The organism is Sorangium sp. So ce131 (assembly GCF_051519095.1).
In the GTDB taxonomy this organism is placed as follows: Bacteria; Myxococcota_A; Polyangia; order Polyangiales; family Polyangiaceae; genus Sorangium.
Genome location: NZ_CP150455.1, coordinates 8482512 through 8508708 on the forward strand (window position 1 = coordinate 8482512; position 26197 = coordinate 8508708).

General features: G+C 71.8%; 15 protein-coding genes. 11 read left to right on the top strand and 4 right to left on the bottom strand.

Translation table 11 applies throughout. The features are described 5' to 3' along the window. Positions 1–11: 11 nt before the first annotated feature. Positions 12–794 carry a helix-turn-helix domain-containing protein gene (locus WMF43_RS30735; RefSeq protein ID WP_437670110.1) on the bottom strand — a complete coding sequence of 261 codons (783 nt, stop codon included), beginning with the start codon at positions 792–794 and terminating at the stop codon, positions 12–14. Positions 795–965: 171 nt separating this feature from the next. On the opposite strand from WMF43_RS30735, the gene WMF43_RS30740 reads away from it, so the two are divergent. From WMF43_RS30740 to WMF43_RS30790, 11 genes are all read left to right on the top strand, one after another. Further along, a complete protein-coding gene (locus WMF43_RS30740) occupies positions 966–2435 on the top strand; it encodes a serine/threonine-protein kinase (RefSeq protein WP_437670112.1) in 1470 nt (489 codons plus the stop codon). A gap of 62 nt (positions 2436–2497) precedes the next feature. Beyond that, on the top strand, positions 2498–3559 hold the full coding sequence (locus WMF43_RS30745) for a tetratricopeptide repeat protein (RefSeq protein ID WP_437670114.1): 1062 nt from the start codon (positions 2498–2500) through the stop codon (positions 3557–3559). 1 nt (position 3560) lies between these two features. Then, positions 3561–4895, top strand: coding sequence for a hypothetical protein (locus WMF43_RS30750; protein WP_437670116.1), 1335 nt, complete (start codon positions 3561–3563; stop codon positions 4893–4895). A 400-nt stretch (positions 4896–5295) separates the two neighbouring features. Then, entirely contained in the window at positions 5296–6837 is a 1542-nt protein-coding gene (locus WMF43_RS30755; protein WP_437670118.1) for a hypothetical protein, read from the top strand. 211 nt (positions 6838–7048) lie between these two features. After that, a complete protein-coding gene (locus WMF43_RS30760; protein ID WP_437670120.1) occupies positions 7049–7876 on the top strand; it encodes a TIGR02452 family protein in 828 nt (275 codons plus the stop codon). Between the two features lie 90 nt (positions 7877–7966). Then, positions 7967–8689, top strand: a complete 723-nt coding sequence (locus WMF43_RS30765) for an MBL fold metallo-hydrolase (RefSeq protein ID WP_437670121.1) — start codon at positions 7967–7969, stop codon at positions 8687–8689. A gap of 302 nt (positions 8690–8991) precedes the next feature. Continuing rightward, positions 8992–9960: a rhamnogalacturonan acetylesterase gene (locus tag WMF43_RS30770; RefSeq protein ID WP_437670123.1), complete on the top strand. Its 969-nt coding sequence runs from the start codon at positions 8992–8994 to the stop codon at positions 9958–9960. Positions 9961–10319: 359 nt separating this feature from the next. Then, complete coding sequence (locus WMF43_RS30775; RefSeq protein ID WP_437670125.1) at positions 10320–11000, top strand: hypothetical protein; 681 nt, start codon at positions 10320–10322, stop codon at positions 10998–11000. Positions 11001–11453: 453 nt separating this feature from the next. Beyond that, a complete protein-coding gene (locus WMF43_RS30780) occupies positions 11454–12488 on the top strand; it encodes an aspartate-semialdehyde dehydrogenase (protein ID WP_437670127.1) in 1035 nt (344 codons plus the stop codon). Positions 12489–12591: 103 nt separating this feature from the next. Then, positions 12592–12966: a DUF4406 domain-containing protein gene (locus WMF43_RS30785; protein ID WP_437670129.1), complete on the top strand. Its 375-nt coding sequence runs from the start codon at positions 12592–12594 to the stop codon at positions 12964–12966. Between the two features lie 129 nt (positions 12967–13095). Then, positions 13096–16788 carry a GAF domain-containing protein gene (locus WMF43_RS30790; RefSeq protein WP_437670131.1) on the top strand — a complete coding sequence of 1231 codons (3693 nt, stop codon included), beginning with the start codon at positions 13096–13098 and terminating at the stop codon, positions 16786–16788. Positions 16789–17111: 323 nt separating this feature from the next. Here the strand turns inward: WMF43_RS30790 and WMF43_RS30795 are convergent, their stop codons facing one another. The 3 genes from WMF43_RS30795 to WMF43_RS30805 form a co-directional block, all read right to left on the bottom strand. After that, entirely contained in the window at positions 17112–17705 is a 594-nt protein-coding gene (locus WMF43_RS30795) for a ferritin-like domain-containing protein (RefSeq protein WP_437670133.1), read from the bottom strand. A 454-nt stretch (positions 17706–18159) separates the two neighbouring features. Further along, complete coding sequence (locus WMF43_RS30800; protein WP_437670135.1) at positions 18160–24642, bottom strand: DNRLRE domain-containing protein; 6483 nt, start codon at positions 24640–24642, stop codon at positions 18160–18162. A gap of 639 nt (positions 24643–25281) precedes the next feature. Next, on the bottom strand, positions 25282–25722 hold the full coding sequence (locus tag WMF43_RS30805) for a hypothetical protein (RefSeq protein WP_437670136.1): 441 nt from the start codon (positions 25720–25722) through the stop codon (positions 25282–25284). Between the last annotated feature and the right edge of the window lie 475 nt (positions 25723–26197).

Here is a 26197-nt window from a genome sequence, read left to right on the forward strand (position 1 = left end):
CGGCCCCCCGGTCACCCGCCGCCGCGCCCGGGACCGCCCGGCCTCGCGGCGCGGGCCGCGCGGCGCAGGGCCGCCGGGGTCACGCCGTGGCGGCGCCGCAGGCTGCGCGTCAGGCAGCTCTGATCGGCGTAGCCGCAGCGGAGGGCGATCTCGGCGATCCCGAGATCGGTGCGGGAGAGCAGCTCGGTCGCGCGCGCGAGGCGCAGCTCCGCGATGCGCGCCTGCACCGTCGTCCCCAGCACGGCGCGGAACAGGTGGTGGAGGTGCCCCGGGCTCAGCTCCGCCCGGGCAGCGACGTCCGCGACCGTGAGCGGCTCGTGCGCGTGCTCCTCGATGAAGCGGAGCGCGCGGCGGAGCTTCGCGGGCTCGCGGCCCGGCGCGCGGCCGGCGCGCTCGACCAGCGTGAGCACGAGCAGCCCCGCCCACTGCCGGCGCAGCGCCGCGGAGCCGCCGGCGTCGAGCTCGGCCGCGGCGGCGCGGACGAGGAGCGCCGCGGCGCCGTCCAGCGCGATCGGGCCGCCCGCGGCGCGCTCGATCCACGGCGCGGCGCCGAGCGACTCGGCGGCGGCGGGCGGGACGTCGATGACGAGGAAGCGGTTCGGGTCCGGCGCGGCGAAGGCGTGGCGCGCCTCGCCCGGCACGAGCACGCCCGAGAGCCCCGCCGCCCGGAGCTCGCGCCCGCCCACCGAGAGCGAGAGCGCCCCCTCGACGGGGAGCACGAGCTGGTGGTGCGCGTGCCGGTGCGCGATCACCTCGGCCGAGTAGCGCTGGACGCTGAGATCGACCTCGGGCATCGGGCGCCATCGTCCCACGGGCCGCCGACGTGCGCCACCGCCGCGCCGGTCCGCGCCGGGGCGCTTGACGGCCCGGCGCGACCGGAAAATCGTGGCGCCCATGCCGGGGCATGGACGGAGGCGACGCGCGGCCGCCGCGGGGCGCGCTCGCGGCGCGAGGGGTGGGCGCTGATGTCGTTCGCGCTCGAGGAAGGGACCCTGTTCGCCGGGCGGTACCGGCTCGGCCGCGTCATCGGGGTCGGGGGCATGGGCGCGGTGTACGAGGCGGTGCACCTCGAGACGAACCGGCGGCGCGCCCTCAAGATCATGCACCCGACGCTCTTCGAGAGCCCGGACCTCCGCGAGCGGTTCCAGCGCGAGGCGAAGATCGCCGCGGAGATCGAGAGCGAGTTCATCGTGGAGGTCTTCGACGCGGGCGTCGACGAGCAGACGCGGATGCCGTTCCTCGTGATGGAGCTCCTGCGCGGCGAGGACCTCGATCACCGCGTCGAGCGCCTCGGCAGGCTCTCGAAGGCCGAGGTCGTGACGTACCTCCACCAGGTGGCGCTGGCGCTCGACAAGACGCACAAGGCCTCGATCGTGCACCGCGATCTCAAGCCCGAGAACATCTTCGTCACGCAGCGCGAGGACGGGCTGCCGCGCGTCAAGGTGCTCGATTTCGGCATCGCCAAGCTGCTCGCGGAGCGCTCGAGCGTCGGGCGCGCGACGCACGGCGTGGGCACGCCGCTCTACATGGCGCCCGAGCAGTTCGACGGGGCCGCGGTGAGCGGCGCGACGGACGTGTATGCGCTCGGCATGGTGGCGTACACGCTGCTCGTCGGCGCGTCGTACTGGGCGAAGGAGGAGAAGACCGGCAACCTGCTCGCGATCCTCACCGCGGCGTCGCGCGGGAAGCCCGAGCCGGCGAGCGCGCGGGCCGCCGAGCAGGGCGTGGCGCTGCCGCCGGCGTTCGACGCGTGGTTCGACAGGGCCACCGCGCTGCAGCCGGGCGCGCGGTTCCAGGCGGCGAGCGCCGCGGTGCGCGCGCTCGCCGAGGCGCTGGAGATCGCGCCCCCGCCGAGCGTCGGCAGGATGCCGGCGTGGCTGGCCGATCTCGAGACGGGCGCCACGGTCGCGTCCGTGCCCGCCGGCACGCCGATCCAGGCGCCGTCGCCGTCGCGCTCGCGGCGCGACGCCGACAAGACGCCGCTGCCCCCGGGCGCCTCGCGCGGCGAGGCCGCGGCGAGCGCGCGCCCGCGGGTGGGGCGGGTCGCGGGCCTTGCGCTGGCGCTCGGCGTGGGCGGGCTGCTCGGCGCCGTCGTCTACGCGACGCAGGCGGGCCGCGGGCAGGCGCCGGCGGCAGGCGACGCGCCGGGCGCCGGGGCGCGCGCGACGGCGGTGGAGCTGCAGCCGACGCCAGGCGCGACGCCCAGCATCGCGCCGATGGGCGCCGCGGGCGCCGCGGAGGCGGCGGCGCCCGCGGCAGGCGACGCCGCCCCCGCGGCGCCGGCGGCGAGCAGCGCAGCCTCCGCGGCGTCCGCGGCGAGCGGCGCCACCTCCGCGGCGTCCGCGGCGAGCGGCGCCGCCTCCGCGGCGCCGGGCGCGCAGCCGCCTCCGAGCGGTCCGGCGTCGACGAAGAGGAAGAGGTGGACGCGCGACTGAGGTAGGCTCGCCGCCGCGCCGATCCGGCCAGCCCCTCGACCACGCCATTCCCCGAGCGCCCGATGAACACCGCGCGATACGCCCTCTCCGTCGCATGCTTCTCGAGCGCGCTCGCCGCCGCAGGCGCGGCCTCGGCGGAGCCCGATCCCGCCCAGGCCGCGTTCGATCGGGGCGTCGCGCACATGGAGGCGGGGCGCTTCGAGCAAGGCTGCCCCGAGATCGCGCAGAGCCACGCGCTGGATCCGCGGCCCGGGACGCTGTTCACGCTGGCGGAGTGCGAGGCGCTGCGGGGCCGGCTGGCGACGGCGATCGCCCGGTTCGACGAGTACCTCGCGCTCTACCCGACGCTCACGCCGCAGCAGCGTCGCAGCCAGGGCGATCGCGAGCGGAGCGCGCGCGCCCAGCGGGCGGCGCTCGCGCGCGACGTGCCCGAGCTCAAGCTGGCGCTGTCGCCGGGCGCGCCGGCCGACGTGGTGGTCGAGCGCGACGGCCAGGTCCTCCCGCGCGAGGCCATCGGCGCCTCGGTGCCGGTGGATCCGGGAGAGCACGCGATCAAGGCGCAGGCGCCCGGAGGGCCCGCGCTGGAGCTCCTCGTGCGCGTCGACAAGCGCGAGAAGAAGACCGTAACGCTCGAGGTGATGCCGCCCCTGCCCCGCCAGCGCCCGCCGGAGGTGCCGCCCCCGGAGAAGCCGGCGGTCGAGGAGAAGAGAGGGGCCGGCGGCGCGGCGGCGATGGCGCCGCCCGCCGCGAAGGCGCCCGACACCGGCGCGGGCGGGCGCCGCGCCGCGGTCTACGTCGCGGGAGGGCTGGGGCTCGTGGGGCTCGCGGTGGGCGGCGTGACCGGCGCGCTCGCGATCCAGAAGAAGGGCGTCGTCGACGAGCGCTGCGCCGGCACGGCGTGCGACGCCGACGGCATGGCGGCGGCCGACGCGATGAAGTCGCTGGGGCTCGCCAGCACGATCGGCTTCGCGGTGGGCATCGCGGGGGCCGGCGCCGCGGCGGTGCTGCTGTTGACCGAGCCGGAGCCCGCGAGCACGGGGGCGTCCGGCGGGGCGTGGGTGGCCGCGGGCGTGGCGCCGTTCGGCCCGGGCGGCGCCGCGCTCGAGGTGCGGGGAGCCTGGTGACATGGAGGTGTTGCACGTGCGCTGGATGATCGCCGCGGGCCTCGTGCTCTCGCCGGCCTGCACGACCCTCATCGGAGGGGACAAGGACTACTACGAGGTCGTCGACGGTCAGGGCGGCGCGGGCGGCCAGGGCGCGGCCGGCGCAGGCGGCCAGGGCGCGGCCGGCGGCGGAGGGAGCGCCTCCGGCGGAGGCTCGGGCGGCGCGCCGCCGGGGCCGTGCACCTCGGCGGACGAGTGCCCCGGCGGCGCGGCGTGCGAGGTCGCGGTGTGCGACGGCAACGTCTGCGGGCTCGCGCCGGCCGAGGACGAGACGCCCTGCGGCGGGGGCGGGGTATGTGAGGACGGCGCGTGCGTATGCCCGTCCGGCGAGTTGTACTGCGCGGGGGAGTGTGTCGACACGGCGGCCGACCCGCTCCACTGCGGCGCGTGCGGCCACAGCTGCCAGGGCGGCGACTGCGAGGCGTCGCGGTGCCAGCCGTTCGTGCTCGCGGACGGGTTCCGGCACGCGGGCGACGTCGTGGTGGACGCGGCGCGCGTGTACTGGACCAACCACTTCGGCGGCTTCGTGATGTCCGTCCCCAAGGACGGGGGCGAGCCGACCTTGCTGGCGTCGGACGGCGCATCCAGGCCGTGGGCGATCGCGGTGGGCGGGCAGTACGTCTACTGGTCCGACGATTCCGATGGTCAGGTGTACCGGGCGAGGAGCGACGGGGAGGGTGATCCCGAGCTGCTCACCGATCCGTCGAGGCCGACCTTGCTCACGCCGAGGCCGGCCGCGCTGGCGGTGGACGCGACGCACGTCTACTGGACCGATCCCCAGGTGAACGAGATCAGCAAGGTGCCGATCGAGGGGGGCGAGGTGGTGACGCTCGTCAGCGATCAAGAGGACCCGTTCGGGATCGCGGTGGACGCGGGGTATGTTTACTGGACGGTTCGGCTGTCGGGGCAGGACGCGGTGAGGAGGGTTCCGCTCGACGGAGGCGAGGTGGAGGAGATCGCGGCAGGGCAGTACGAGCCGTGGGGGATCGCGGTCGACGCGGGGTACGTCTACTGGGCGGATGCGCCTGACGCGATCCGCCGAGCCACGGTGGAGGGAAGGGACGACGAGCTGCTCGCGGAGGAGGGGTACGACCTGCGGAGCGTGGCGGTGGATGGGGAGCATGTCTACTGGACGTCGCCGGAGGAGGGGGTGGTGAGGCGCGTGCCGATCGAGGGGGGGATCGCGGAGACGATCGCGGAAGGGCAGGAGGCGGTCTGGGAGATCGCGGTGGATGAGACGAGCGTGTACTGGATCAACAATACGGATCCAGGGCGAGTGATGAAGCTCGCGAAGTGATGAGTGGCCCGTGGGGTCCGCGGAGGACGAGGGAGGGAGAGGAGAGAGGATTCGCGGTGGGGAGCTCGCGAATTCGCCCGTCTTTCGTCTCCCGTCTTTCGTCTCCCGTCTTTCGTCTCCCGTCTTTCGTCTCCCCTCCCTCGTGCTCGTCCTCGTGATCGTGATCGTGATCGGGCTTGCTGCGACTTGCTCTTGCTCGGCCCAGAATCGTCCCTTTCTCAACCACTAGAATCCTCTACAGATCCGAGAGCATGGCTTCCCTCAATTATATCGATCACGATCACGATCACGAGGACGAGCACGAAAGACGAAAGACGAAAGACGAAAGACGTGGGAGCGCCTGGTTCCAGACCGTTACCAATCCTCGTGGCCTCACTTTTTCATGTAAACTCTCCCCTCCATGACGGCCCCCCCTGACGCGCTCCCACCCCCTCCCGCGCGCCTCTCCCGGGCCGATCTCGCCTACGGAGCGACGGTCTTCGCGCTGACGCTGCTCTCAGCGCTGCCCTTCTGGCTGACCGATCTGCTCCCCATGATGGATTACCCCCCCTTCCTGACGTTCGTCCGCGCGTTCCAGGACTACCGCGATCCCTCCTCGCCCTTCCACGGCACCTACACGATCGGCTGGCCCCTCTCCCCTCTCCTCCTGCCGCTCGTCGTCATGCGGCTGCTCGCCGCCGTGACCTCCATCGAGATCGCCGGCAAGATCCTCCTGACCCTCTACGCCATCGCCCTCCCTGCCGCCTCGATCCACCTCCTGCGCGTCCTCCGCAGAGATCGCTGGTGCGTGCTCCTCGTCTTCCCCCTCGTCCACTCGTACTGGGTGAGCGGAGGCTTCTTCGCGTTCGCGACGGCTCCTCCCCTCCTCGTGCTGGGCCTCGCGATCGCGGTGCGCTGGCTCGACCGCCCGTCGCCGCGCCTCGGCGCCGGCCTGGCCGCCGTCGCGGTCGCCCTGTTCCTGTGGCACGCGCTCGCGTTCGCGCAGCTCCTCCTCGACTTCGCGCTGCTCTGGGCGCTCTCTCGCGCCCCGGGGCCGCGGGCGCGGTGGAGGGCGCTGCTCCCGGCCGCGCCGTCGCTCGTCCTGTTCGCGATCTGGATGGCCACGATGGTGCTCGCGAAGCCCTCCGGCGGCGGAGCGCCGGGGCCGGTCGCGGCGTGGCCCCCCTTCCTCGAGAACGCGGGACAGCTCCTCGAGTTCGTCGGGGTCCTCCTCCCCATCTCGACCGCGTACGTGCTCCTCTTTGCGCTCCTCGTCCTCGCCGGCGCCGCCGCCACGCCCGACCGGCCGCACGAGGCGCCCGATTCCCCTTCCCCGCTCGCCCGGTACCACGTCCCGAACCCCTTCGCCGTCCTCGCGCTCGCGAACGTGGCCTGTTACCTCCTCCTCCCCTCGTATTGCCTCGGCGTCGAGGGCATCAACAACCGGCATCCGTGGGTTTCGGCGCTGCTCTTCACCTTCGCCTGGAGCCTGCCGGCGCGCCCCGTGTTGAAGGCGGGCCTGCTCGCCTCGACGGCGATCGGCAGCGGCCTCCTCCTCCTCCACCTCTGCGAGCGCTTCATGGCCTTCCACGAGGAGACGGTCGGGGCCTCCCGGCTCATCGACAGGCTCTCTCGGGGGCAGACGCTGCTCGCTCCCCTCGACGCGTGGGGGGCGACGGCGGCGTTCCCGGTCAAGCCGCTCCGCTCGCTCCAGGAGATCGCCACCGTGCGCCACGGCGGCTTGCCGAACCACTCCTTCGCCGGCTACGGCATCAACATCGTCCAGTATGTGGGCGGAAGGAACCCGATGCCCGGGCTCGGCCAGAACTGGCTGAGCCACCCGGAGCTCGCGCGGTTCGACTACGTGCTCCTCCGCTCGCCCTCGGCCGCGCTGCTCGCGCACGAGCGGATCGAGCTCGTCGCCCGCGACGGGCGGTGGGCGCTGTTCGCCGTGCGGCGCTGACGCTTCGCCGTGCGCCGATGACGCTTCATCGCGCGCCGGCGGGGCGGTCGCGGCCGAGCCACCGGCTGCGGTGCACACGAGCGACCGGCTGCGGCGCACACGAGCGACCGGCTGCGGCGCACGGCACATCCAGGGTGATTCCGCGCGCGAACGCGCGGTCCGGGCGCGCGTGGCGCTGGACGTTCCGGCGCCGCTTGTGGATCCTTCGACCATGAAGCTCACCGGCGTCGCCACCGAGACCGTGCAGATCCTGAACCGGGGAGAGTACGTCGCGCCCTCGGGCGCGACGGTCCGCATCCGCGACGGCGTGCGCGCCGCCGTCAAAGGCACCGTCCTGTACCGGCCCGGATCGCTCGACGCGTGGGAGCCCACGGAGCGCCTCGCGCAGCCGCTCCGGATCGAGGTGACCGACGAGACCACGGGGGCGGCGGGGCGGCGGCTGGTCCAGAAGGAGGGCGAGACGCGCGTCGTGGCCCTCAACTTCGCGTCCGCAAAGAACCCGGGGGGCGGGTTCCTGCGCGGGGCCAAGGCCCAGGAAGAGGACCTCGCGCGGTGCTCCGCGCTGTACGCGTGCCTGACCGAGCACCGCGAGTACTACGATCAGAACCGCGCGTCAGGGACGCTGCTGTACACCGATCATCTCATCTACTCGCCGGACGTGCCGTTCATCCGGGACGAGCAGCTCGCGCTGCTGGAGCGTCCCTTCGATCTGTCGCTCATCACCGCGCCGGCGCCGAACGCCGGAGAGGCGATCCAGCGGGACGAGTCGCTGGATGGGGAGATCCGCGCGACCCTGGAGCGCCGCGCGGGCCTCGTGCTCGCCGCGGCCGGCGCGCACGGGCACCGCTGCCTGCTCCTCGGCGCGTGGGGATGCGGCGTCTTCCGCAACGACCCGCGCGAGGTCGCCGACGTCTTCGCCCGATGGCTCGAGCACCCGCGCTTCCGCGGCGCCTTCGCGCGGGTGGTGTTCGCGGTGTACGACCGCGGGCAGGATCGGCCGAACTACGGGGCGTTCCGCGAGCGGTTCGCCGGCGCGTAGGCGGCCGGACGCGCCGCGGCCGCGCGCCGTGATACCGTGCGGGGGCGGCGCCCGGCGCAGCGGCCCGGCGCGGCTGGAGAGGAGAAGCAGATGACGAATTTGCAGGGGGACACCCGGGTCGCCGAGGTGGCCGATGGGGTGTACCAGATCCACACGCCGGTCGGGACTGGCAAGGCCGCTTTCTCGTTCAACCAGTACCTCGTGATCGACGACGCGCCGCTCCTCTTCCACACGGGGCCGCGCAGCCTCTTTCCCGCGGTGCGCGCCGCGATAACGCGGGTGATGCCCGTCGAGCGGCTTCGGTACGCGGCGTTCTCGCATTGCGAGGCGGACGAGTGCGGATCCATGAACGCGCTGCTCGACGCCGCCCCGCAGGCCGAGCCGGTGTGCGGGCGCGTCGCCGCGATGGTCGACGCGGACCTGTTCGATCGCGCGCCGCGGGCGCTCGCCGACGGCGAGGTCCTCGCGCTGGGCCAGCGCCGCGTGCGCTGGCTCGACGCGCCCCACCTGCCGCACGGCTGGGAGTGCGGCTACCTGTTCGAGGAGTCGACCGGGACGCTGCTCTGCGGCGACCTGCTCACGCAGCCAGGCGCCGACCACCCCGCCCTCACGCGCAACGACATCCTCGGGCCGAGCGAGGCGATGCGCCGCGCCATGGATTACTACGCCCACGGCCGCGACGCGCCCAAGCACCTCGAGAAGCTCGCGGCCACGTCTCCCCGCGTGCTCGCCTGCATGCACGGCAGCGCCTACGAGGGCGACGGGGCCGCGCTCCTGCGCGCGCTCTCCCGCGCGCTCGCCGGCGAGAGCTGAGCGGCGCCCGCCGGCGGCCGGGTTCGAACAGGAAGGCGGGGATACGACCAGCCTGCAGCGATTTCCTTCCTCATCAAAAAAGTATCTTCCGGCGCGATCGCGCCGCGGCTCCACGAGAAACTCGATCGACCCGTGATTGATCCAGGGCGCTCCAGCTCACGGGTCGAAGCGGGGCGGCGCTCGGCGGTCGTCTCGCGACCCGTTCGCCTGGACGAAAGTTCTATCATCATAATCCCCGCGCTCGGCGAGCGCGTTCCCCGAGGCGCTCTCGTGATTGACCTGTCTTCTCGCCGGAGTCTGTGATGCGCATGCGACCCGTCTTCTTGACCATCGTGCTCTCTTCCTCGTTCATTGGCCTCGCTTCGGGGGGCTGCGACGCGGCCGACGTCGGCGACACGCCCGCCGAGCAGAGCAACAGCAGCAGCAGCACCGGCAGCAGCGGCGTGGACGGCGCGAGCAGCACCACGTCCGCGAGCACCACCTCCGCGAGCAGCACGGGCGCTGGCGGCGCAGGTGGAGGCGGCGACGGCGGCGGCGCGGCCGGAGGCCCGGCGAACGAGGGAGGCGGCGGCGGGAGCGCCCCGCTGCCGGACGTGTCGGTCTACATCGCCGGGGACTCCACCGTGCAGACCTACACGAACAGCCCCATTCACCAGGCGGGCTGGGGCCAGTTCCTGGGGGAGTTCTTCGACGCGCGCGTGCACATCGAGAACCGGGCCATCGGGGGGCGGACCGCGCGCCGGTTCATCGACGAGGGGCGGCTGGCCGACGTCCTCGACGAGATCCAGCGCGGAGACTACTTCCTGGTGCAGTTCGGTACCAACGACAGCAACAGGAACGCCACGTACGAGCACGACGGCGCCACCATTCCCTATTACCTGGATCCCGCGACGGACTTCAAATCGTACCTGACGCAGTACATCGAGGGCGCGCAGGCGCGCGACGCCATCCCGGTGCTGGTCACGCCGCCCCCGCGGCGCTCGTGCACCGGGGACAGCCACGAGTTCGGCAACGGCCTGGCCGCGCACTCGCAAGCGATGCGGGAGCTCGGGAGCGAGCTTCACGTGGCCGTCATCGATCTCAACGAGAGGACGCTCGCCCACCTCCGGACGATCGGATGTGAAGCCGCGGGCAGGGACTTCTTCCTCGTCCGCGCGGACGGCTCGGTCGACGGCACCCATTTCCAGGAGACCGGCGCCCGCTTCATGGCGGGCTTCGTGGCCGACGGCGCCGCAGACGCCGGCCTGCTGCTCGGGCAGTACCGGAACTGAGGCCGCGCGACGGCCATCGTGCGCTCCGCTGGCCCTGGCAGCGGGGCTCGCGGCGAGGCGGCCGGGACGGTCAGCGTCAACAGAAGTCGGAATACCTCGCGGCGCGATCGTCCTCCAGGACCCAGCCTGGGTCACGCGTCGAAAAAAGACACCGGCCTTGTCAGAGGCTGAAGCCCCTCCGCGTACAGAGAGGCAAGGGCAACGAGCGAGACCCGGGGTGCATCCGCGGCCCCTGGGCGGCGGGATGCGCGCATGGGGCGCGCGCCACGCGCCAGGGGCATGACCTCTCCTCGATGCTCTTCGATGCGCCCATCGGCTGGCGCGCCGTGCCGGGCGCCTGCGCGCCTGAGGAGCTTCCCATGAAGATGCAATCGATCCTGCTCGCTCTCGCGGTGACACACGCTCTCGTCGGCTGCAGCGCCGGGGACGAGCCCGTTGCAGACGGCGATCTCGCGCGCGTCCGGGAGGCGCCTGCGTCCTTGCAGCGCCACGGAGTCGTGCGTTACGCCGCCCGCGGCGGCGCGGACATGGCCGAGCTCACGCTCCTCTCGGACCGTGGAGAGGCGCTCGGGACTTTGTCCGCGGTCAAGGACGCCGCGAACGAGTCGCTCAAGATCGCGCTCGCCTTGCCCGGGCACGATCTCACGATCTCGCGATCGAAGCACGAGGCGTCGATCACGCTGAACGGCCGCGCGGCGTCGCTCGCAGAAGCGACGCCGGAGCTCGACATGACACGCGCGCTCCTCGTCGAGGAGGGCTTCCTGGAGGAACCGGGCGAGCCGGTCAGCCAGGAGAACGAGGGCGCGCCGACGCTGGAGAGCCAGGCGTCCACCTCGGCGCAGAGAGGTGGTGGTTGCGTCAAGCCGTTGCGGTCGGGCTGTTACAGGTCGTCCAACCAGGCATGGGCCTGCGCCCAGGCGGTACCGGGGACCTGCACCACCGGCTATTGCTCCGAGTCCTGCAGCTGCAGCGACGACACGCAGTGGTACGAGTGGCCGTGGACAGTGTACGTCTGCTGCTCTTACGAACGCTGCTATTGAGGGTCTGCCGAAGAGCAGGCGCCGAAGGGGCGCGCGCGTTCGGGCCTCCAGCGCGCCGCCGCGACGGTCGCCGGGCAGAGCGCCGGGGTGGCCAGGAACCGGAAACGCCTCACCCGATCGACACGCCGCACATGCGTCCGTCTTGTCCGACCAGGGCCGACCTCTCTGGCGCTGGCCGTACGGGGTCGGCGCCTCGGGGCCGTCGCGCGGGTCGCCCGCGCGACGGAGGCCGCGCCGTCGCCCGGCCGAGGTTCCCGTCCTTCCACCCTCCTGCCCCGCCCCTTCTTCCACATGACGCCCTGCTCTTCCGCTGCTGACGCTCTGCCGCCCCCGACGCGCCCCGACGCGCCGCCGCCCTGCGCCATCCACACGCCCGGGCCTTCCGTCCCTCCTCATCCGGCCGCCCGGCGCTGCCCTCTCGTCGGCTGCGCCGGGCTCTGCTAAATGCGCGCCATGCGAATCTGCATTCTCGGCGCTACGGGCCTCGTCGGTCGCGAAACCATCACCCTCATCGCGCGGGCGTGGCCCGACGCCAAGCTCGCCCTGTTCGCGAGCCGGGACCAGGAGCTCACGCTCGACGGCAAGTCGTACGAGGTGCTCGGCGCGTCGCGCCTCGAGGCGCAGGACGCGCCGCGCGGAGACCTCGCGTTCGTCGCCCTGGATGACGAGCACAGCAAGCGGTACGTCCCGCGCCTGCTCGAGCTCGGGTACCGCGTCATCGACAAGAGCAACACCTACCGCGGCGACCCGAAGGTGCCGCTCGTCGCGGCCGGGGTGAACTCGAACCTCGTCGACGACTCGGTGCGGCTCGTCGCGAACCCGAACTGCACGACCATCCCGCTCACCCTCGCGCTCTCGCCCCTCCGCAAGGAGTACGGGCTCAGCGCGGTCACCGTGAGCACCTACCAGGCCGTCAGCGGCGCCGGCATCGTCGCCCTCGACGCGTTCCTCTCGGACGCGCGCGAGGGATACCAGGGCCTCGATCGCCTGGGGCTCCCGTTCAAGGCGAGCGGCTACGCCGGCAACACCGTCCCGCACAACGGCGGCACCGACGACAGCGGCTTCTCCTCGGAAGAGCGGAAGCTCATCTTCGAGAGCCGCAAGATCCTCGATATCCCGGAGCTCGGCATCTCCGCGCAATGCTGCCGCGTCGCCGTCGCCGTCGGCCACTACGAGAACGCGTGGGTCACGTTCGAGCGCCCCGTGGACCTCGAGCGGGCCGCGAGCATCCTGAGCGATCCGGCGCGCTCGCCGTACGTGAAGCACCTCCCCGGCGCCGCAGGCGAGGGCCTCAGCGCCCTGCACTGCGTCCAGGACCGCGACCGCGCCCTCGTCGGCCGCCTCCGCCCCGACCCGCGCGACCGCGACCGGAAGACCATCTGCCTCACGGTCGTCGGCGACAACCTCCGGCTCGGCGCGGCCACCAACGCGGTCCGCGTCGCGACGCGCTGGTTCAAGAGCGCCGACCAGGAGCTCCAGGCCCCGTGACGGCGCAGCCCCTCCGGGCCTAGACTGCCGCGGCAGGCCGTCGTGGCGCCGCGCAACGGCGCGCGGCCCACGACGCTCCCCCGCCCCGGAGGTCTCGAACGTCATGCCCGCCTCCCCGTCCCTCATGATCCTGGTCGCCGGCCCTTACCGCTCCGGCACCAACGATGACCCCGCCAAGATCGCGGCCAACGTCCACGCCATGAACGACATGGCCCTCGCCCTGTTCCGCGCGGGCCACCTCCCCGTCCTCGGCGAGTGGTACGCGCTGCCGCTCATCGAGCACGCGGGCTCGCGGCAGATCGGCGACGAGATCTTCAACGAGATCTTCCACCCCGTCGCCCGCCGGCTCGTCGCCCGCTGCGACGCCTGCCTGCGGATCGGCGGCCCCTCGAAGGGCGCCGACGAGATGGTCGAGCTGTCGCGCTCGCTCGGCAAGCAGATCTTCTTCAGCCTGAAGGACGTGCCCGGCTGCGGCTGACCCCTCCGCGGCGCATCGCGGACAGGCTCATCCCTGCATCAAGCTGAGCCCGTTGCCGCGCGCCGCGGCTCGCTCGCGCCGCTCGGATGGGTCCTTGAGCTTGCCTGCGGGCTTGGCCAAGGTGAGCTCATGAGCCAATCGTTCCAGAGCGACACGGCCGACGCCCCGCCGGGCAAACCCAGCCCGCGCGACGGGGTGACGGCCGACGAGCTGGCACGCCGCCCGTCCCGGCAGCCCGACCACGCGGCCGAGAACCGAGCCCTGCTCGCCCTCGCCGCGGCGATGGCCGGGCCCCCGCAGGGCGTGCTCCCGAAGCTCGTGTCGCTCGCCCGCGAGCTCTGCCGGGCCGACTCGGCGGGCGTCAGCCTGCTCGAGGAGGACGACGGCCACGAGGTGTTCCGCTGGCACGCCGTCACCGGGGCGTTCGCGCCGAACACCGGCGGCACGGTGCCCCGGAACGCGAGCCCCTGCGGCGTCGTGCTCGAGCGCAACGCGACGCTCCTCTTCGTGCACCCCTCGCGCCAGTTCCTGCCGTCGTCCCCCGCGGAGCCCGCGGTCGTCGAGGCGCTGGCCGCCCCCTTCCACGACGGCGAACGACCGGTGGGCACGGTCTGGGCCCTCTCCCACTCCGACGAGCGGAAGTTCGACGCCGAGGACGCCCGGCTCCTCTCCAGCCTGACGCGGTTCGCCGCCAGCGCCGCCCAGGCGATCGCCCGGGCGCGCGCCAGCAAGCAGACGGACGTGCTCCTCGACGGGCAGAAGCAGGTCCTCGAGCGGGTCGCCCGCGGCGAGCCGCTCGAGGAGGTGCTGGCCGATCTGTGCCGCCTCGTCGAGCAGCACGCCGACGGGAAGGCGAAGGCCGCGATCCTCCTCCTCGACCCGGACGGCCGGCGGCTGCGGCACGGCGCGGCCCCGAGCCTGCCCGACGCGTACAACCGGGCGGTCGACGGGATCGAGATCCGCCCGGACGTCGGCACCTGCTGCATCGCCGCGCACCGGCGGGAGGCCGTGGTGACGCCCGACATCGCCGCCGATCCCGCCTGGGGCCAGCTCTGCCACCTGCCGCTCGGCCTGGGGCTCAAGGCGGCCTGGTCCATGCCCATCCTCTCCGCCGCTGGGGACCTGCTCGGGACCTTCGGCACGTACTTCTTCACGGCGCGGCGGCCGACGACCTCCGAGCGGCGCAACGTCGAGATCCTCGCCCGGACCGCGGCGATGGCGATCGAGCGGCGGCGCGCGGACGAGGCGCTCCGCGCCAGCGAGGGCCGGCACCGGTTCCTCGCCGAGCTCGCCGCCGCCACCCAGCCGCTCGCCGACCCCGACGAGGTCATGGCCGTGACGGCGCGCCTGCTCGCCGAGCACCTCGGCGTGGACCGGTGCGCCTACGCCCAGGTCGAAGACGAGCGCGTCTTCGTCATCACGGGCGACCACCCGCGGGGTGTCCCGAGCATCGTCGGGCGGTGGCCGGTCGCCGACTTCGGGCCCGAGGTCGTGCGGCTCATGCTCGCCAACGAGCCGTACGTGATCGACGACGTCGACGCCGACCCGCGCGCCGGGCAAGACCTCGCGGCGTACCGGGCGACGAGGATCCAGGCGGTCATCTGCGTGCCGCTGCACAAGGCCGGCAAGTTCACGGCGGCGATGGCGGTCCACCAGAAGACGCCGCGGCACTGGACCCCCGAGGAGGTCGAGCTCGTCCTGCTCGTCGTGGACCGGTGCTGGGAGGCCATCGAGCGGGCCCGCGCGGCCCGGGACCTGCGGGAGCGGGACGAGCGGCTCGACTACGCGGTCCGGCTGTCCGGCGTCGGGTTCTGGCACTGCGATCTGCCGTTCGACGAGCTGCTCTGGGACGAGCGGACCAAGGACCACTTCTGGCTCCCGAAGGACGCCCGGGTGACCATCGGCACGTTCTACGATCACATCCACCCCGACGACCGGGAGCCGACCCGGCGGGCCATCGACACGTCGATCCGCGACCGGACCGGGTACGACGTGGACTACCGGACCGTCGATCCGGCCACGGGGGCGATCAAGTGGGTCCGGGCCCTGGGCGGCACCGCGTACGCGCCCGACGGCACGCCGCGGCGGTTCGACGGGGTGACGGTCGACGTGACCGCGCGCAAGGTCGACGAGGAGAAGCTCGCGCGGCTGCTCGAGCGGGAGCGGGAGCAGCGGCGGCTCCTCAAGGAGGTGGCCGACGCGGCGCTCACGATCCACGCGGCCGGCTCCCGCGACAACGTGCTCCGGGTCGTCGCCGACGAGGCGCGGCGGATCCTCGGGGCGCACGTGGCGCTCACGAGCCTGACCACCGGGGACGACTGCGCGCAGGCGGTCACCACCACGTCGCTGTCCGGGAAGTACGAGCGCTGGCGCGGCGACGGCGCCCCGGTGCCCAGCGAGGGCCTGGCCGCGGTGGTCTGCCGGGCGAACCGGCCGATGCGGCTCACCCAGGCCGAGCTGGAGGCCCACCCGGCGTGGCAGGGCGCGCGCGGCGAGGGCGACCGGCTCCCGCCGCTGCGGGGGTGGCTGGCCGCACCGTTCGTCGACCGGCGCGGGACGAACCTCGGCCTCATCCAGCTCTCCGACCGGCGCGAGGGGGAGTTCACCGAGGACGACGAGGCGATCCTCGTCCAGCTCGCGCACATCGCGAGCGTCGCGCTCGAGAACGCCCGGCTCTACGACGAGCTCCGCGATCAGGACCGGCGGAAGGACGAGTTCCTGGCGACGCTCGCCCACGAGCTGCGCAACCCGCTCGCCCCGATCCGGACGGGGCTCGAGGTGCTCCGGATCGCCGGGAGCGGGGACCAGGGCCGGAAGACGCGGGAGATGATGGAGCGGCAGGTCGGGCACATGGTCCGGCTGGTCGACGATCTGCTCGACGTGTCCCGGATCACGCGCGGGAAGGTGGAGCTGCGGCGGGAGCGGGTCGAGCTCCGGGCGGTCCTGAACAGCGCGCTGGAGACGAGCCGGCCGCTGATCGAGGCGGCGGGGCACGAGCTCGCGATCCGGCTGCCGGCGGAGCCGCTCGCGCTCGACGCGGACCCGACCCGGCTGGCCCAGGTGTTCGCCAACCTGTTCAACAACGCGGCCAAGTACACGCCCGCGGGCGGTCAGATCCGGCTCGCCGCGCAGCGGGACGGGGGCGAGGTGGTCGTGCGGGTGGCGGACACCGGGGTCGGCATCCCGGCCGAGATGCTGCCGAAGGTGTTCGACATGTTCACCCAGGTGGGCCGCTCGATCGACCGGGCCCAGGGCGGGCTGGGGATCGGGCTCACCCTGGTGCGGCGGCTGGTCGAGCTGCACGGGGGGACGATCCACGCCGAGAGCGAGGGGCCGGGCCGGGGGTCGACGTTCCTCGTGCGGCTGCCGCTCGCCGCGCCCGAGCGGGCTCGGGCCGCGGCGCCGCGGGCCGGGCAGCCGGCGGCGGACGGCCGCCCGGCGGGGTTCCGCGTGCTCGTCGTGGACGACAACGTGGACGGGGCGGAGAGCCTGGCCGCGCTCCTCCGCGTCTCGGGGCACGACGTCCGGACCGCCCACACCGGTCCCCAGGCGCTGGCCGCCGCCCGGGAGCTCGGTCCGGGGATCGTGTTCCTGGACATCGGCCTGCCGGGCATGAACGGGTACGAGGTGGCCCGGCGGCTGCGGGCGGAGCCGGACTTCGCGGGGCTCGTCCTCGTCGCGCTCACCGGCTGGGGGACGGCGGAGGACCGGCGGCAGGCCCGGGAGGCGGGGTTCGATCACCACCTGACCAAGCCGGTGGACACGGCGGAAGTGCACCGGCTGATCGCGCTCGCCGCGGCGGCGCGGTCGCGGGGCGGCTAGCTCCATGCCTCACAGGGCTGGCCAGGGATCCCGAGAGATTCAACGCAAAGGCGCAAAGGCGCAAAGGCGCAAACCTGAATTTCCTCTGGGTTTTCGCGCCCCCAGGTCGAACAGGGAGGCGGGGAGACGGGGAGGCGGGGTTAGACGCCACGAGGTTAACACCCCTCCACCCCGTCTCCCTGCCTCCCTGTTCGACCCTCCGGGTTAACCTGGCGTCTACCTGCGGTGAGCGCGCAGCGGGCCGCGAGCCGCGGTGAGGCCTCCACCGACGGTCCCGGGTATCCGCCGCGTCCTCCCGCGGCGGTGCCGGGGAGGCGCTGCGGTCAGGCCACTTCGGCCAGCGTCGAGGGCAGCTCCGGAAGCTCCCAGCCGCGCGTCCGGATCTCCTCGGTGATCCAGCGGATATGGCGCCGCTCGTCCTGCCAGTTCGCCTCGACCAGCTTCCGGAGCTCCTCGGGCAGCTCGCCCGCCAGCGCGGAGGCGTACGCGTCGTTCGTCAGCTCCTCGTTGCCGCGCATGGCGACGAGCGCCGTGCGATCTTCCCGCGCCGACAGCTCGGTGTAGCGCTGGATGGACATGCCGCGCTCATCGGGCTGCTCGGGCGGCGCCACGCCGAGCGCCTTGGAGAGCTCGCGCACGTGCCGCTCGTGATCCTGGCGGAACGACTCGAGCTGCTTCTTGATGTCCGGCGCGCGGCAGGCGCGGATCGCCACGGCGTAGGCCTCGACGGCCGCCATGTCGAGCAGGACCAGCGCGGTGAGCGGCTCCAGGGCGGGCCCGCCGGCCGCGCCGGCTGCCGCCTGCTCGCCCGACGAGCCCTGCTGTTCCGCGCCGCCAGCGGCGTCGAGCTCTTCCTGTCCAGCGGACCCAGCCTTGTTCGGAGCATTCTGCGCCTCGCGGGATGATGCCTTGGCCATCTCGAACCTCCTTCGGCGAAACCCTGTAAAGCCGCCCGCGGCCCATCGGAAGGTGGTGCGGTCGCGAAGGCCGATTTTCTCCCGGCGCCTGCGCATTCCGGTTTGTCGCCTTGGTTTCCACACCTTCGAGTGCGGCACTTTTGCTGGATGGAGATGCCCTCGCCCGCTCGGATCGGGCCGCCCGTGAGCTCGCGCCCGGACGGCGCCGGCGTGAGCGCGCCGGGCCGAATGGTGGTCATGGTCAGGTCCAGGCCGCGGGGGATGTCAGCGCGTCAATGATCCGGAACGCGGGGCTGGAACATCGATCGCGTTGATGGAGCGAGGAGTGAACCGCCAGGCGCCGCGTACGCCATGAGAAAGCGACGCCGTGAGTAAAGAAGATGCCTTGGCGTCCTCAGCGCCTTGGCGGCTCGAGCTTCTGCTCGCTTCATGCGGGTTCAACCCGCTCGTCGCGCTAGGGCCTCCAGCACTCGATTCCGAACACCGCCGGCCGCGGATCCTGGGTCATCTCGACGATCTTCACGCACTTCTCGGAGCCCTGGTGGCACCCGATCTCGCAGTCGCTGGCCTTCTCTTCATCGTCGATGCAGACGACCCCTGACTTCGGCGGCAGGTCGTCCCTCCTGGTCCGCGGCTTCGGATACTTCTTCTCGCAGCAATCCATGCAATCGGCGAGCTTCTGCGCGCATACCCGGAGTCCGGGGAGATCCTCGGGGATGTCCTCGTCGCCGAGCCACTCGGAGAGCAGGTAGATGCCGATCAGGACGGCCCCGCCAACCAGCACGGCGCCCGCGCCGGCGGAGGCCGCGCCGGCGAGAGCGTAGTTGCCGTTCGGATCGATGAAGTTCACCGGGTCCGAAAGGACATACCCGTACAGGTTGGTGTCGCCCCCGTCGAAGCCCATCGGATCCCGCGCCGTCCACCGCCCGGTCTTCGCGTCGTAGTCGCGCGCGCCGAACCGCACGAGCTTGGTGTCAGGGTCGTACAGCCCGCCGGCGAACCCGAACGGCTGGAAGCCCGGGTTCGTGTCGAGCAGCACGTTACCGAACTCGTCGTAGTCGATCCGCTGGGCCACCGCGCCCGTCGCGCTGTTGACCACGAGCCTCGGGCTGCCGCGGTGGTCGGTGACGATCCGGTAGGTGACGCCGCCCTTGATCATCACGTCAGGAACGTTGTCGCGGCTGGCGTAGATGAAGCGGGAGACGACGCCGCCTGCGCCGCTCAGCTCGGCGGCGATGCGCCGCTCGTCGATGTAGAGGAACCCCTGGCTGGCCACGCCGTTGACGCGCTTCTGGACCCGGTGCCCCGCCCCATCGACGACGTAGTCGATGACCGTCCCGCTCGGCAACGCCACCGAGCGGAGGTTGCCGAGCGCGTCGTACTCGTACGTCGTGACGTCGCTCCCGTTCTCCGTCTTGCTCTCCAGCTCGCCGCCCACGCCGTAGGTGTACGTCGTGGTGCCATACGTCGTGAGCCGGTCCTGGTCGTCGTAAGTCGGCGACACGCTGCCGGAGATCGTCGTGTGCCCGATCCGGTTGCCGTTGGCGCCGTAGTCGTAGTGGCTGATGAGCACCGCGTCCTTGAACACATCCGTGAGCCGCCCGGCGGCGTCGTAGTCGTACACGAACGTGTGGGTCTCGCCCTGGATGGTCTCGGTGACGGCGTGAATGCGCCCGACCGCGTCCGGGGTGTAGTCCGCGCTGAAGAGCGGCGAGCCGCCGGCCGCGAGCGAGTACAGATCCACCTCGCCGTGATCGGTGTAGCTCACCGAATCGATGACGCTCCCCAGCGTGCTCCCCGTCTGGAACCCGTTCTGCGGGTCGCGCGTGATGGTGAGCGCCCCTGCCTGCGTGAGCAGCCCGTCGTCGTCGTACCCGAAGCTCACGAGGCTGGCGCCGTTCACCCTCTCCGAGTCGACGCGGAAATCGTTGTTGTACATCGAGCTCACGTTGCCCGTGACAGCGCCCGACCACGTGCGCCGGGTGAGGAGCCTTCCATCGTACTGGTAAGCGACAGTGACGCCGTCAGGGCCGGCGACGCTGGAGATCCTGCCTGTCGTCGGGGAGTACTGGTAGACGAGCGCTCCGTGCCCCGCCGGGAGGGTGATGCCGGAGAGGCGACCCGTCGTCGGATCGCGGTCGTAGATCACGGTGGAGAGATCCGGCCGGATCTTCGCCGTGAGCGCTCGATCGAGGTCGTAGTCGAACGTCGTCGTGGTCGATCCCGACCCGAGGCCGGGCGGCGTCTCCGTGTGCAACAGGTTGACAGGGGTGTACGTGAACACGTGCGCCGGGCGCCCGGGCGGGGTCACCGACGTGCGGTTGCCGTTGTCGTCGTAGCCGAACGACGCGATCGCGGCGTCGGGCCGGGTCTCGCTGAGGATCCGGCCGGTCGGGTCGGTGCTATACGTCGTCGCCTCGTTCAGGGGGTTGGTGATGGTCTCGAGATAACCGCCCGGCGTGTACGTGTAGGTGGTGATGCGGTCCCCCTGCGTCCTCGTCCACAGCTGCCCGGTCGCGGTATAAGCCTGCTCGATCGGCAAGAGCCCGGGCACCTGGAGCTGGGACAACCGCCCCTTCTCGTCGAGGACGATCGTCGTCTGCCGGCCTTCCGGCGTGGTGATCGTCCACGTCCTGGATGCCTTGTCGAACACCCGGGTGGTGGTCTTTCCGTTGAGGCTCGACGTCTCGGTGAGCGAGGCCAGGCTGAGCGCGTCGATGGCGTTCGCGAGCGTCACGGACCGCGAGCGGCGCACGACCTGGGTGCGCCCCTGCGGCGTCACGGTGGTCTCCTGGCTGATGAGGGGCGCCTGCATGCCGAAGCGCGGATCGCCGATCACCTCGGTCGTGACCGAGATGCCGTCAGGCAAGGTCGCCGTCGTGGTGCCGCTGGAGCTCGTCTGCTCGTTCGCCGAGAGACCGGTCGCGCCGGTGTGGGTGCGCTGCTGGGTGTCGGCGGAGATCCCATGCGATTGTGTCCTCCCCATCGCCGTGGTGAGCGTCACGTTGTGCCCAGACGAGGTGCTCACCCGGTCGAGCTGCTTGAATCCGCCGGCCGGGTCGGTGTCCCTGGTGAGCCGCCCCAGCGCGTCATACTCGAACTCGTAGAGGTGGCTCTCCGCGTCGAGCAAGGATCGCAAGAGACCGGCCTCCGGGTAATAGGTGAGCGTCGTCGTCTCGCCCGCCGGGTTCATGACCGTCCAGAGGTGGCCTTCCGCGTTGACCGCGAGCTGCGTCACCTGTCCACCGGGCGCCACGATCGCCGTCGGAGCTCCGCTGCTGTCCCGCTGGATGGTGGTCACCTGGTTGTCGACGTCGGTGATCGTCGCCAGCCTTCCCGCTGCGTCATAGCCGAACTGGTATCGCGGGATGCCGAGGAGCGTGTCCAGCGTGCTGACATGCCGCCCGTCGTTGAACATGTAGACCTCGGAGCCGCCCTCGCTGGCGATGGCGAAGTCATCCTGGCCGACGAGGTCCGGCATCGCCGATCGGATGCGCGCGATCATCGAATAATCCCACCCAGCCTGGCTGGCTACGAACACGGCGCCGTCTGGCCCGGTGGCGATCCCGCCCACCATGAGGAGCCTGGCCTTCGTCGGGGGGCCGTTCAGGCCGCAATGGTTCCCGCCGCAGACCGGATCGAACATGCGCTGTTCACCGGTCCCCGCGAACACCTTCGAGCTCCCATCGAAAGAGAGCCGGTAGATCACGCTGTACTTGGACGACCTTTCCAATCCACTCTCGACGTAGAGACCGCCGGCGTCGATCGCGATGGCTCCGGGATCGCCGATGACGGCCAGCTGGTGCAGGAGACCAGCCGTATCGACGGAGTAGATGCGGTTACGCCAGTTGTCGGACAAGTAGACGCGACCATCGGGAGCCAGCGCGACGCCGGAGATGGAGCAGAGGTTGGCTTGCAGCGCGGGGGTACCGGACGGGGGGTGGTTGGTCACCGAGTCAGGGCACGACCCCGAGCCTGCCACGGTCGTGACGATCCCGTTCGGCGCCACCTTCCGCACGCGACCACCGGTCGCGATGTACAACGTGCCGTCATCCGCCACCGCCAGCGCTCGCGGAAGACTGATAAACCCAGATGTGGCAAGAACACCGTCAGGAGCTTCAGGACCAAATGTGCCGGTGCCAGCGACCGTGGTGATGACGCCCAAGGGTGAGATTTTTCGAACCCGATTGTTCTCGGTGTCGGCGATGAAGATGCTGCCGTCCCTACCGACCGCGACGGCGCGCGGGCGCGCTATGCTCGCGCTGGTCGCCGGCCCGTTGTCGCCGCTGTATCCATAGGAGCCGGTACCGGCGACGTTCAGGACGTGCCCATCCGGCGTGATCTTGCGGAGGCGGTGGCTCCAATGATCCGTGAAATAGAGGGTCCCATCGGGCCCCGCCGCGATCGCGTGGGGTACGCCGACCGACGCGGCTTGCACGTCGATGTTGTTGGCGACGGCCGCTGCGCTGTAGGGGACATCGCCCGCGACCCGCTCGAGGATGCCCAGCACCTGCCCGCTGCTCCGCCGCGTGCCGTCCCCTTTGTACAGCCTTAGGGCGTTGCTATCGTACGTGTGATGCGGGCTCAGGCTCCAGCCCCCGAGCGCGTCCGCCTGGTTATGCCACGTGCCGAGGAACTGCTCCCATTCGCGCCACAACGAGATCTCCTGCCGTGCCGGGGAGTTCGAGAGCAGCACGCCGGCGGCTGAGAGCGCGCCGAACGCCTGGTCCAGCTCGGCGGGCTCCATGTAGTAGGCGTGGTAGGTGTACCCCAGCCTGATCGTCGCCCGCTGAGGTCCATGGATCAACCGCCCGAAGCGATCCTTGCCGTCCCACTCGATCACGTGCTGCTGGTTCGGCTCGCAGGGGCAAGTGACTCGGTGGCGCAGGAAGCGCCCGGCGATGTTCACCTCGACCTCGGCGCTCTTGAGGTCGGGAGAGACGCTCGCCGGGGTGATGGGGACGGTGAGCCGGTACGGCTCCCTGCGTCCCACCGTTCGATCGCTCTGGTAGTGCAGGTCGAACGGCGTGCCGGCGACCGGCAGCTTCTCCCCGAGGATCTGGCCTTCGCACTCGATGATCGATCCGGGCTCCGGGCAGCGCTTGTCCGGCGGGGGCGGCGGGGGCGGCGGGGGCGGCGGGGGCGGCGCTGCGCCGGGTCCCGGCCCATAGGGCCAGTTGCAGTCGTACGGGGTGAAGTGGTTGACGCGCGAGCGCCAGAGGCTCGTTCCGGGCGTGTACAGCGAGCCGAGCTGCGCGAGCTCGTCCGCGGTGATCCCGAGGCCGGTGAGGGCGCTGCCGCTGTCGGCGACGCCATCGCCGTCGACATCGACGGACGCGACGCCGCCGCTCACGGCGACGACCTCCACGACGCGCCCGTTGTCGGACGGGATCCACGCGCCCTTCCGTGCGTCGTAGTAACCGATGGGCACGGCCATGCCGACCGGGAAGCTCAGGAAGTTGTCGACGTAAAACGAGACGGGCTGGCTGAACTGCACGTCGGTGGCGCCGGCGGCGACAGCCTCATCGAGGCCGAGCTCGACCGCGTAGGTGTAGGCGCTGGCAGGCGGGAGCGTCCCTGGCATGCTCTCGGGGCCGCTCGGACCGACGGTGTACTCGGTCGCTCGCACGTGCACCTCACTCGGCAGGGGCACCGTCATGGTCGCGCCAGGAGGCCCGTTCGGGTCCGGCACCGTCATCGTCCCGGTCGTGCCCGGGGCGAAGACCAGGGTCGCCTGCCGCTCGCCGCTGTCATCCGACTGGACGCTCCCGCGGGCCACCTGGGCTCCCGTCGCGCTGCCCAGGGCGACGGGCGTCACGGCCGGATCGCGCTCGATCAGGGCCACCTCGGGCGCCTCGGACCAGTGCCGCCACCGTGGAGTCACGTTCCGCTGCACCGGGAGGTAGCCCGGCTTCTCGTACTGGATCGTGAGCGGCTTGCCTCCGCGCACGACCAGCTCGAACGCGCCGTCGGCGCGGGTGAGCACCTGCCCATAACTCTCGGCGTCCCCCGCGCCGTGGTGCAGCACGCTCACCTTGACCCCCGAGAGCGGCCCCCCTGCCCGGGTGGCGACCTTGCCCGTGACGACCGCGACCGAGGCGGCGTCGATCGTCGCCGTGACGCCGGTCTGGGGCGCGCCGGGCCCCTGGTAAATGCAGCTGGCCGCGTCGATGAGCTGCGTGGGGACGGTCGGATCGAGCGCCGCGCAGGCGACGTGCGCGACGGCGCCGGTCGCCGGGTCACACGTGTCGATCGTGCTCGGGTCGCCGTCATCGGTCGAGAGGGGCGTGTGCAGGATGCCCAGCTCGGGATCGCACGAATCGATCGTGCATGCGTCGCCGTCGTCGAGGGTGCCCGAGCAGGCCGCCGACGTCGTGTAGCAGATCTCGAGGCTGGGCCGCTCGGAGATCACGGGGCCTTCGCTGCTCCGGAGCTGAGTGTCGAGGACCGGCGCCTCTTCGAGCAGCACACCGTGGTTCGGGAAGGTCCCGTCGAGCCACGCGGCAGCCAGGGCGGTCAGGTCGGCGGTGCGGACCCCGGCCGCGGGGAGGGACGTGAACGAGGCCGCGATAGCCGAATCGAAATTGCTCCCGTTCCCGAAGCTCTGCCAGCTCACCGTCGGCTCGCTCCAGGCCGACGTGATCCGGTGAATGTTGACGGTGCTGGTATCGGTCCCGCCGCGCCAGACCTGGAGGAGGCGCAGCGTCGCGGAGGAGACCGTCGCGCCGGCGGGCACGGGGGATAGATCGAAGCGCACGAGGGCGTGTCGCACGCCCCATCCGGCCAAGGTGCCGGTCCGTATGAGCGTGCTCGTGGTCGAGTCGATCCAGCCGGGGAAGTCCTGCCAGATCGTGGCATCCTCCACGGTTCCGAGCGTCCCTCGCTGGATGGTGACGCAGGTCGTGCCCTCGGTTGCGGCCAGCTTCGCGTCCCTCACCGATTCTTCCGGCGGCGCGTCCGAGGTGCAGGCGACGCTCGTCAAGAGGGCGCTGAGGAGGGCGCCGCCCGTGATCGCGGTGCATCTCGTCCGGGGCAGGCGGGCAAATTCATGCAATGTCCTTGATCCGAAGCGCAAGCGATACATGTTTCGCATGAGCAAAGATCCTTTCCATCAAAACGCTCCTGGCGTCGTCCTGCTCTCGACTGGCCCCACAATGTCCTTCGCCGTGCACGAGAGCGGCGCAATGGTCGCGCGCGAATGCAATCCAGGTGCCAGACCTCAGGAGAGCGGCCCGACGCGTGGGCCGCCGCTATGGTCCCCCGGCGAGGCGCCAGACAGCACCGCTCGTCTCGGGTTATCTTTCGGGCTACACATTGACGTCACGGCCATGTCACACGAACGATTGCAGAGCGCCTGATGTCGCGCTGACCTCTTCGGGGCGCACCTCGGGCAGGGCGACATCCGCGATCGCGAGCGCCCTCCGGCCCGCGCGGTCAGGCGCAAGCCCGTGCCACCGTGCCACCGTGCCACCGTGCCACGTGCCACCGTGCCACCGTGCCAGCGTTCATTCGAGTCGTGTTGGAGCGCGTGCCCCTCAGGCTGTGACCGAGGTTCGAGGCCGCCGGCGCAGGCCCCTCAGGCGCGCTGCTTGGCGGCGCCTTCGCCGGCCTGCGGCCCATCCGGAGGGGGCAGCGCGACCGTCAGGGCCTCGATCCGGGGCAGCTCGCGCCGGAGGCGGGCCTGCTGGAAGTCGGGATCGAAGGATCCCTTGAACCACAACACGAGCACGTAGATACCCCCGAACGACGCCGCCAGATACGAGTCCTCGGACGGCTCGGCGGGGTGAGCCACGCGAAGCCGTCCGCCTCGACGCAGGGCAACACGTCGGTGCTCGGCGAGCTCGCGCTCGAGAAAGCGTTCGGCAAGCGGGAGCGTCGTAGACGCGACGGGCCAAATGCACCAGAGGCTGCCAGACGCGTCAACGACGGCCGCGGCGCAGCCGCCGGCGCGGGTGACGAGATCGCGCAGGGCGTCGCGCAGCGCCTTCCACTCCGGGACCTCGTCGCCGAGCGGCATGGGTCGAATGTAGCACGACGGCTCCAGCTCCCCTCGACGAGGTGGACCCGGCGCTGAGCCCGACGGTCGAGGGCGGGCAGCTCCGCCAGCATCATCGTGGCGTCGAGGCCCAGACGGAGGGACAGGATGCGCTGGCGCACAAAATCCGACAATTTCTCACACATAAATGTGATATAAATTACCAAAAATTGCTACGTAAAAAATCGACGCGACCGCCGTCGATCGCGTGAAGGACCAGCGAGCTCACCAGCATTCAGCGGTCATGCGGAGCTGCTCGACGATCCTGGCCCAGCGTTCGGCGCCCTGGCGCCCGGCGCCTTCGGCCTGGGTTGTCAGCCCTCGCCGGCCGGCCTCCGACGTCGCCCCCAACGTCGGCTACGCGCCGGGCGCGAGCACCCGCTCGACATCTCTCACGCCAAGCGCGATGGCCGCGGCTCGAGCCTCGCGTCATCCACCATGCTCCGGAGCACCAGCG

Excerpts from the sequence above, each read along its gene's own strand:
- WMF43_RS30735 (WP_437670110.1), bottom strand. The coding sequence starts at position 794 with ATGCCCGAGGTCGATCTCAGCGTCCAGCGCTACTCGGCCGAGGTGATC.
- WMF43_RS30740 (WP_437670112.1), top strand. The coding sequence starts at position 966 with ATGTCGTTCGCGCTCGAGGAAGGGACCCTGTTCGCCGGGCGGTACCGG.
- WMF43_RS30745 (WP_437670114.1), top strand. The coding sequence starts at position 2,498 with ATGAACACCGCGCGATACGCCCTCTCCGTCGCATGCTTCTCGAGCGCG.
- WMF43_RS30750 (WP_437670116.1), top strand. The coding sequence starts at position 3,561 with ATGGAGGTGTTGCACGTGCGCTGGATGATCGCCGCGGGCCTCGTGCTC.
- WMF43_RS30755 (WP_437670118.1), top strand. The coding sequence starts at position 5,296 with ATGACGGCCCCCCCTGACGCGCTCCCACCCCCTCCCGCGCGCCTCTCC.
- WMF43_RS30760 (WP_437670120.1), top strand. The coding sequence starts at position 7,049 with ATGAAGCTCACCGGCGTCGCCACCGAGACCGTGCAGATCCTGAACCGG.
- WMF43_RS30765 (WP_437670121.1), top strand. The coding sequence starts at position 7,967 with ATGACGAATTTGCAGGGGGACACCCGGGTCGCCGAGGTGGCCGATGGG.
- WMF43_RS30770 (WP_437670123.1), top strand. The coding sequence starts at position 8,992 with ATGCGCATGCGACCCGTCTTCTTGACCATCGTGCTCTCTTCCTCGTTC.
- WMF43_RS30775 (WP_437670125.1), top strand. The coding sequence starts at position 10,320 with ATGAAGATGCAATCGATCCTGCTCGCTCTCGCGGTGACACACGCTCTC.
- WMF43_RS30780 (WP_437670127.1), top strand. The coding sequence starts at position 11,454 with ATGCGAATCTGCATTCTCGGCGCTACGGGCCTCGTCGGTCGCGAAACC.
- WMF43_RS30785 (WP_437670129.1), top strand. The coding sequence starts at position 12,592 with ATGCCCGCCTCCCCGTCCCTCATGATCCTGGTCGCCGGCCCTTACCGC.
- WMF43_RS30790 (WP_437670131.1), top strand. The coding sequence starts at position 13,096 with ATGAGCCAATCGTTCCAGAGCGACACGGCCGACGCCCCGCCGGGCAAA.
- WMF43_RS30795 (WP_437670133.1), bottom strand. The coding sequence starts at position 17,705 with ATGGCCAAGGCATCATCCCGCGAGGCGCAGAATGCTCCGAACAAGGCT.
- WMF43_RS30805 (WP_437670136.1), bottom strand. The coding sequence starts at position 25,722 with ATGCCGCTCGGCGACGAGGTCCCGGAGTGGAAGGCGCTGCGCGACGCC.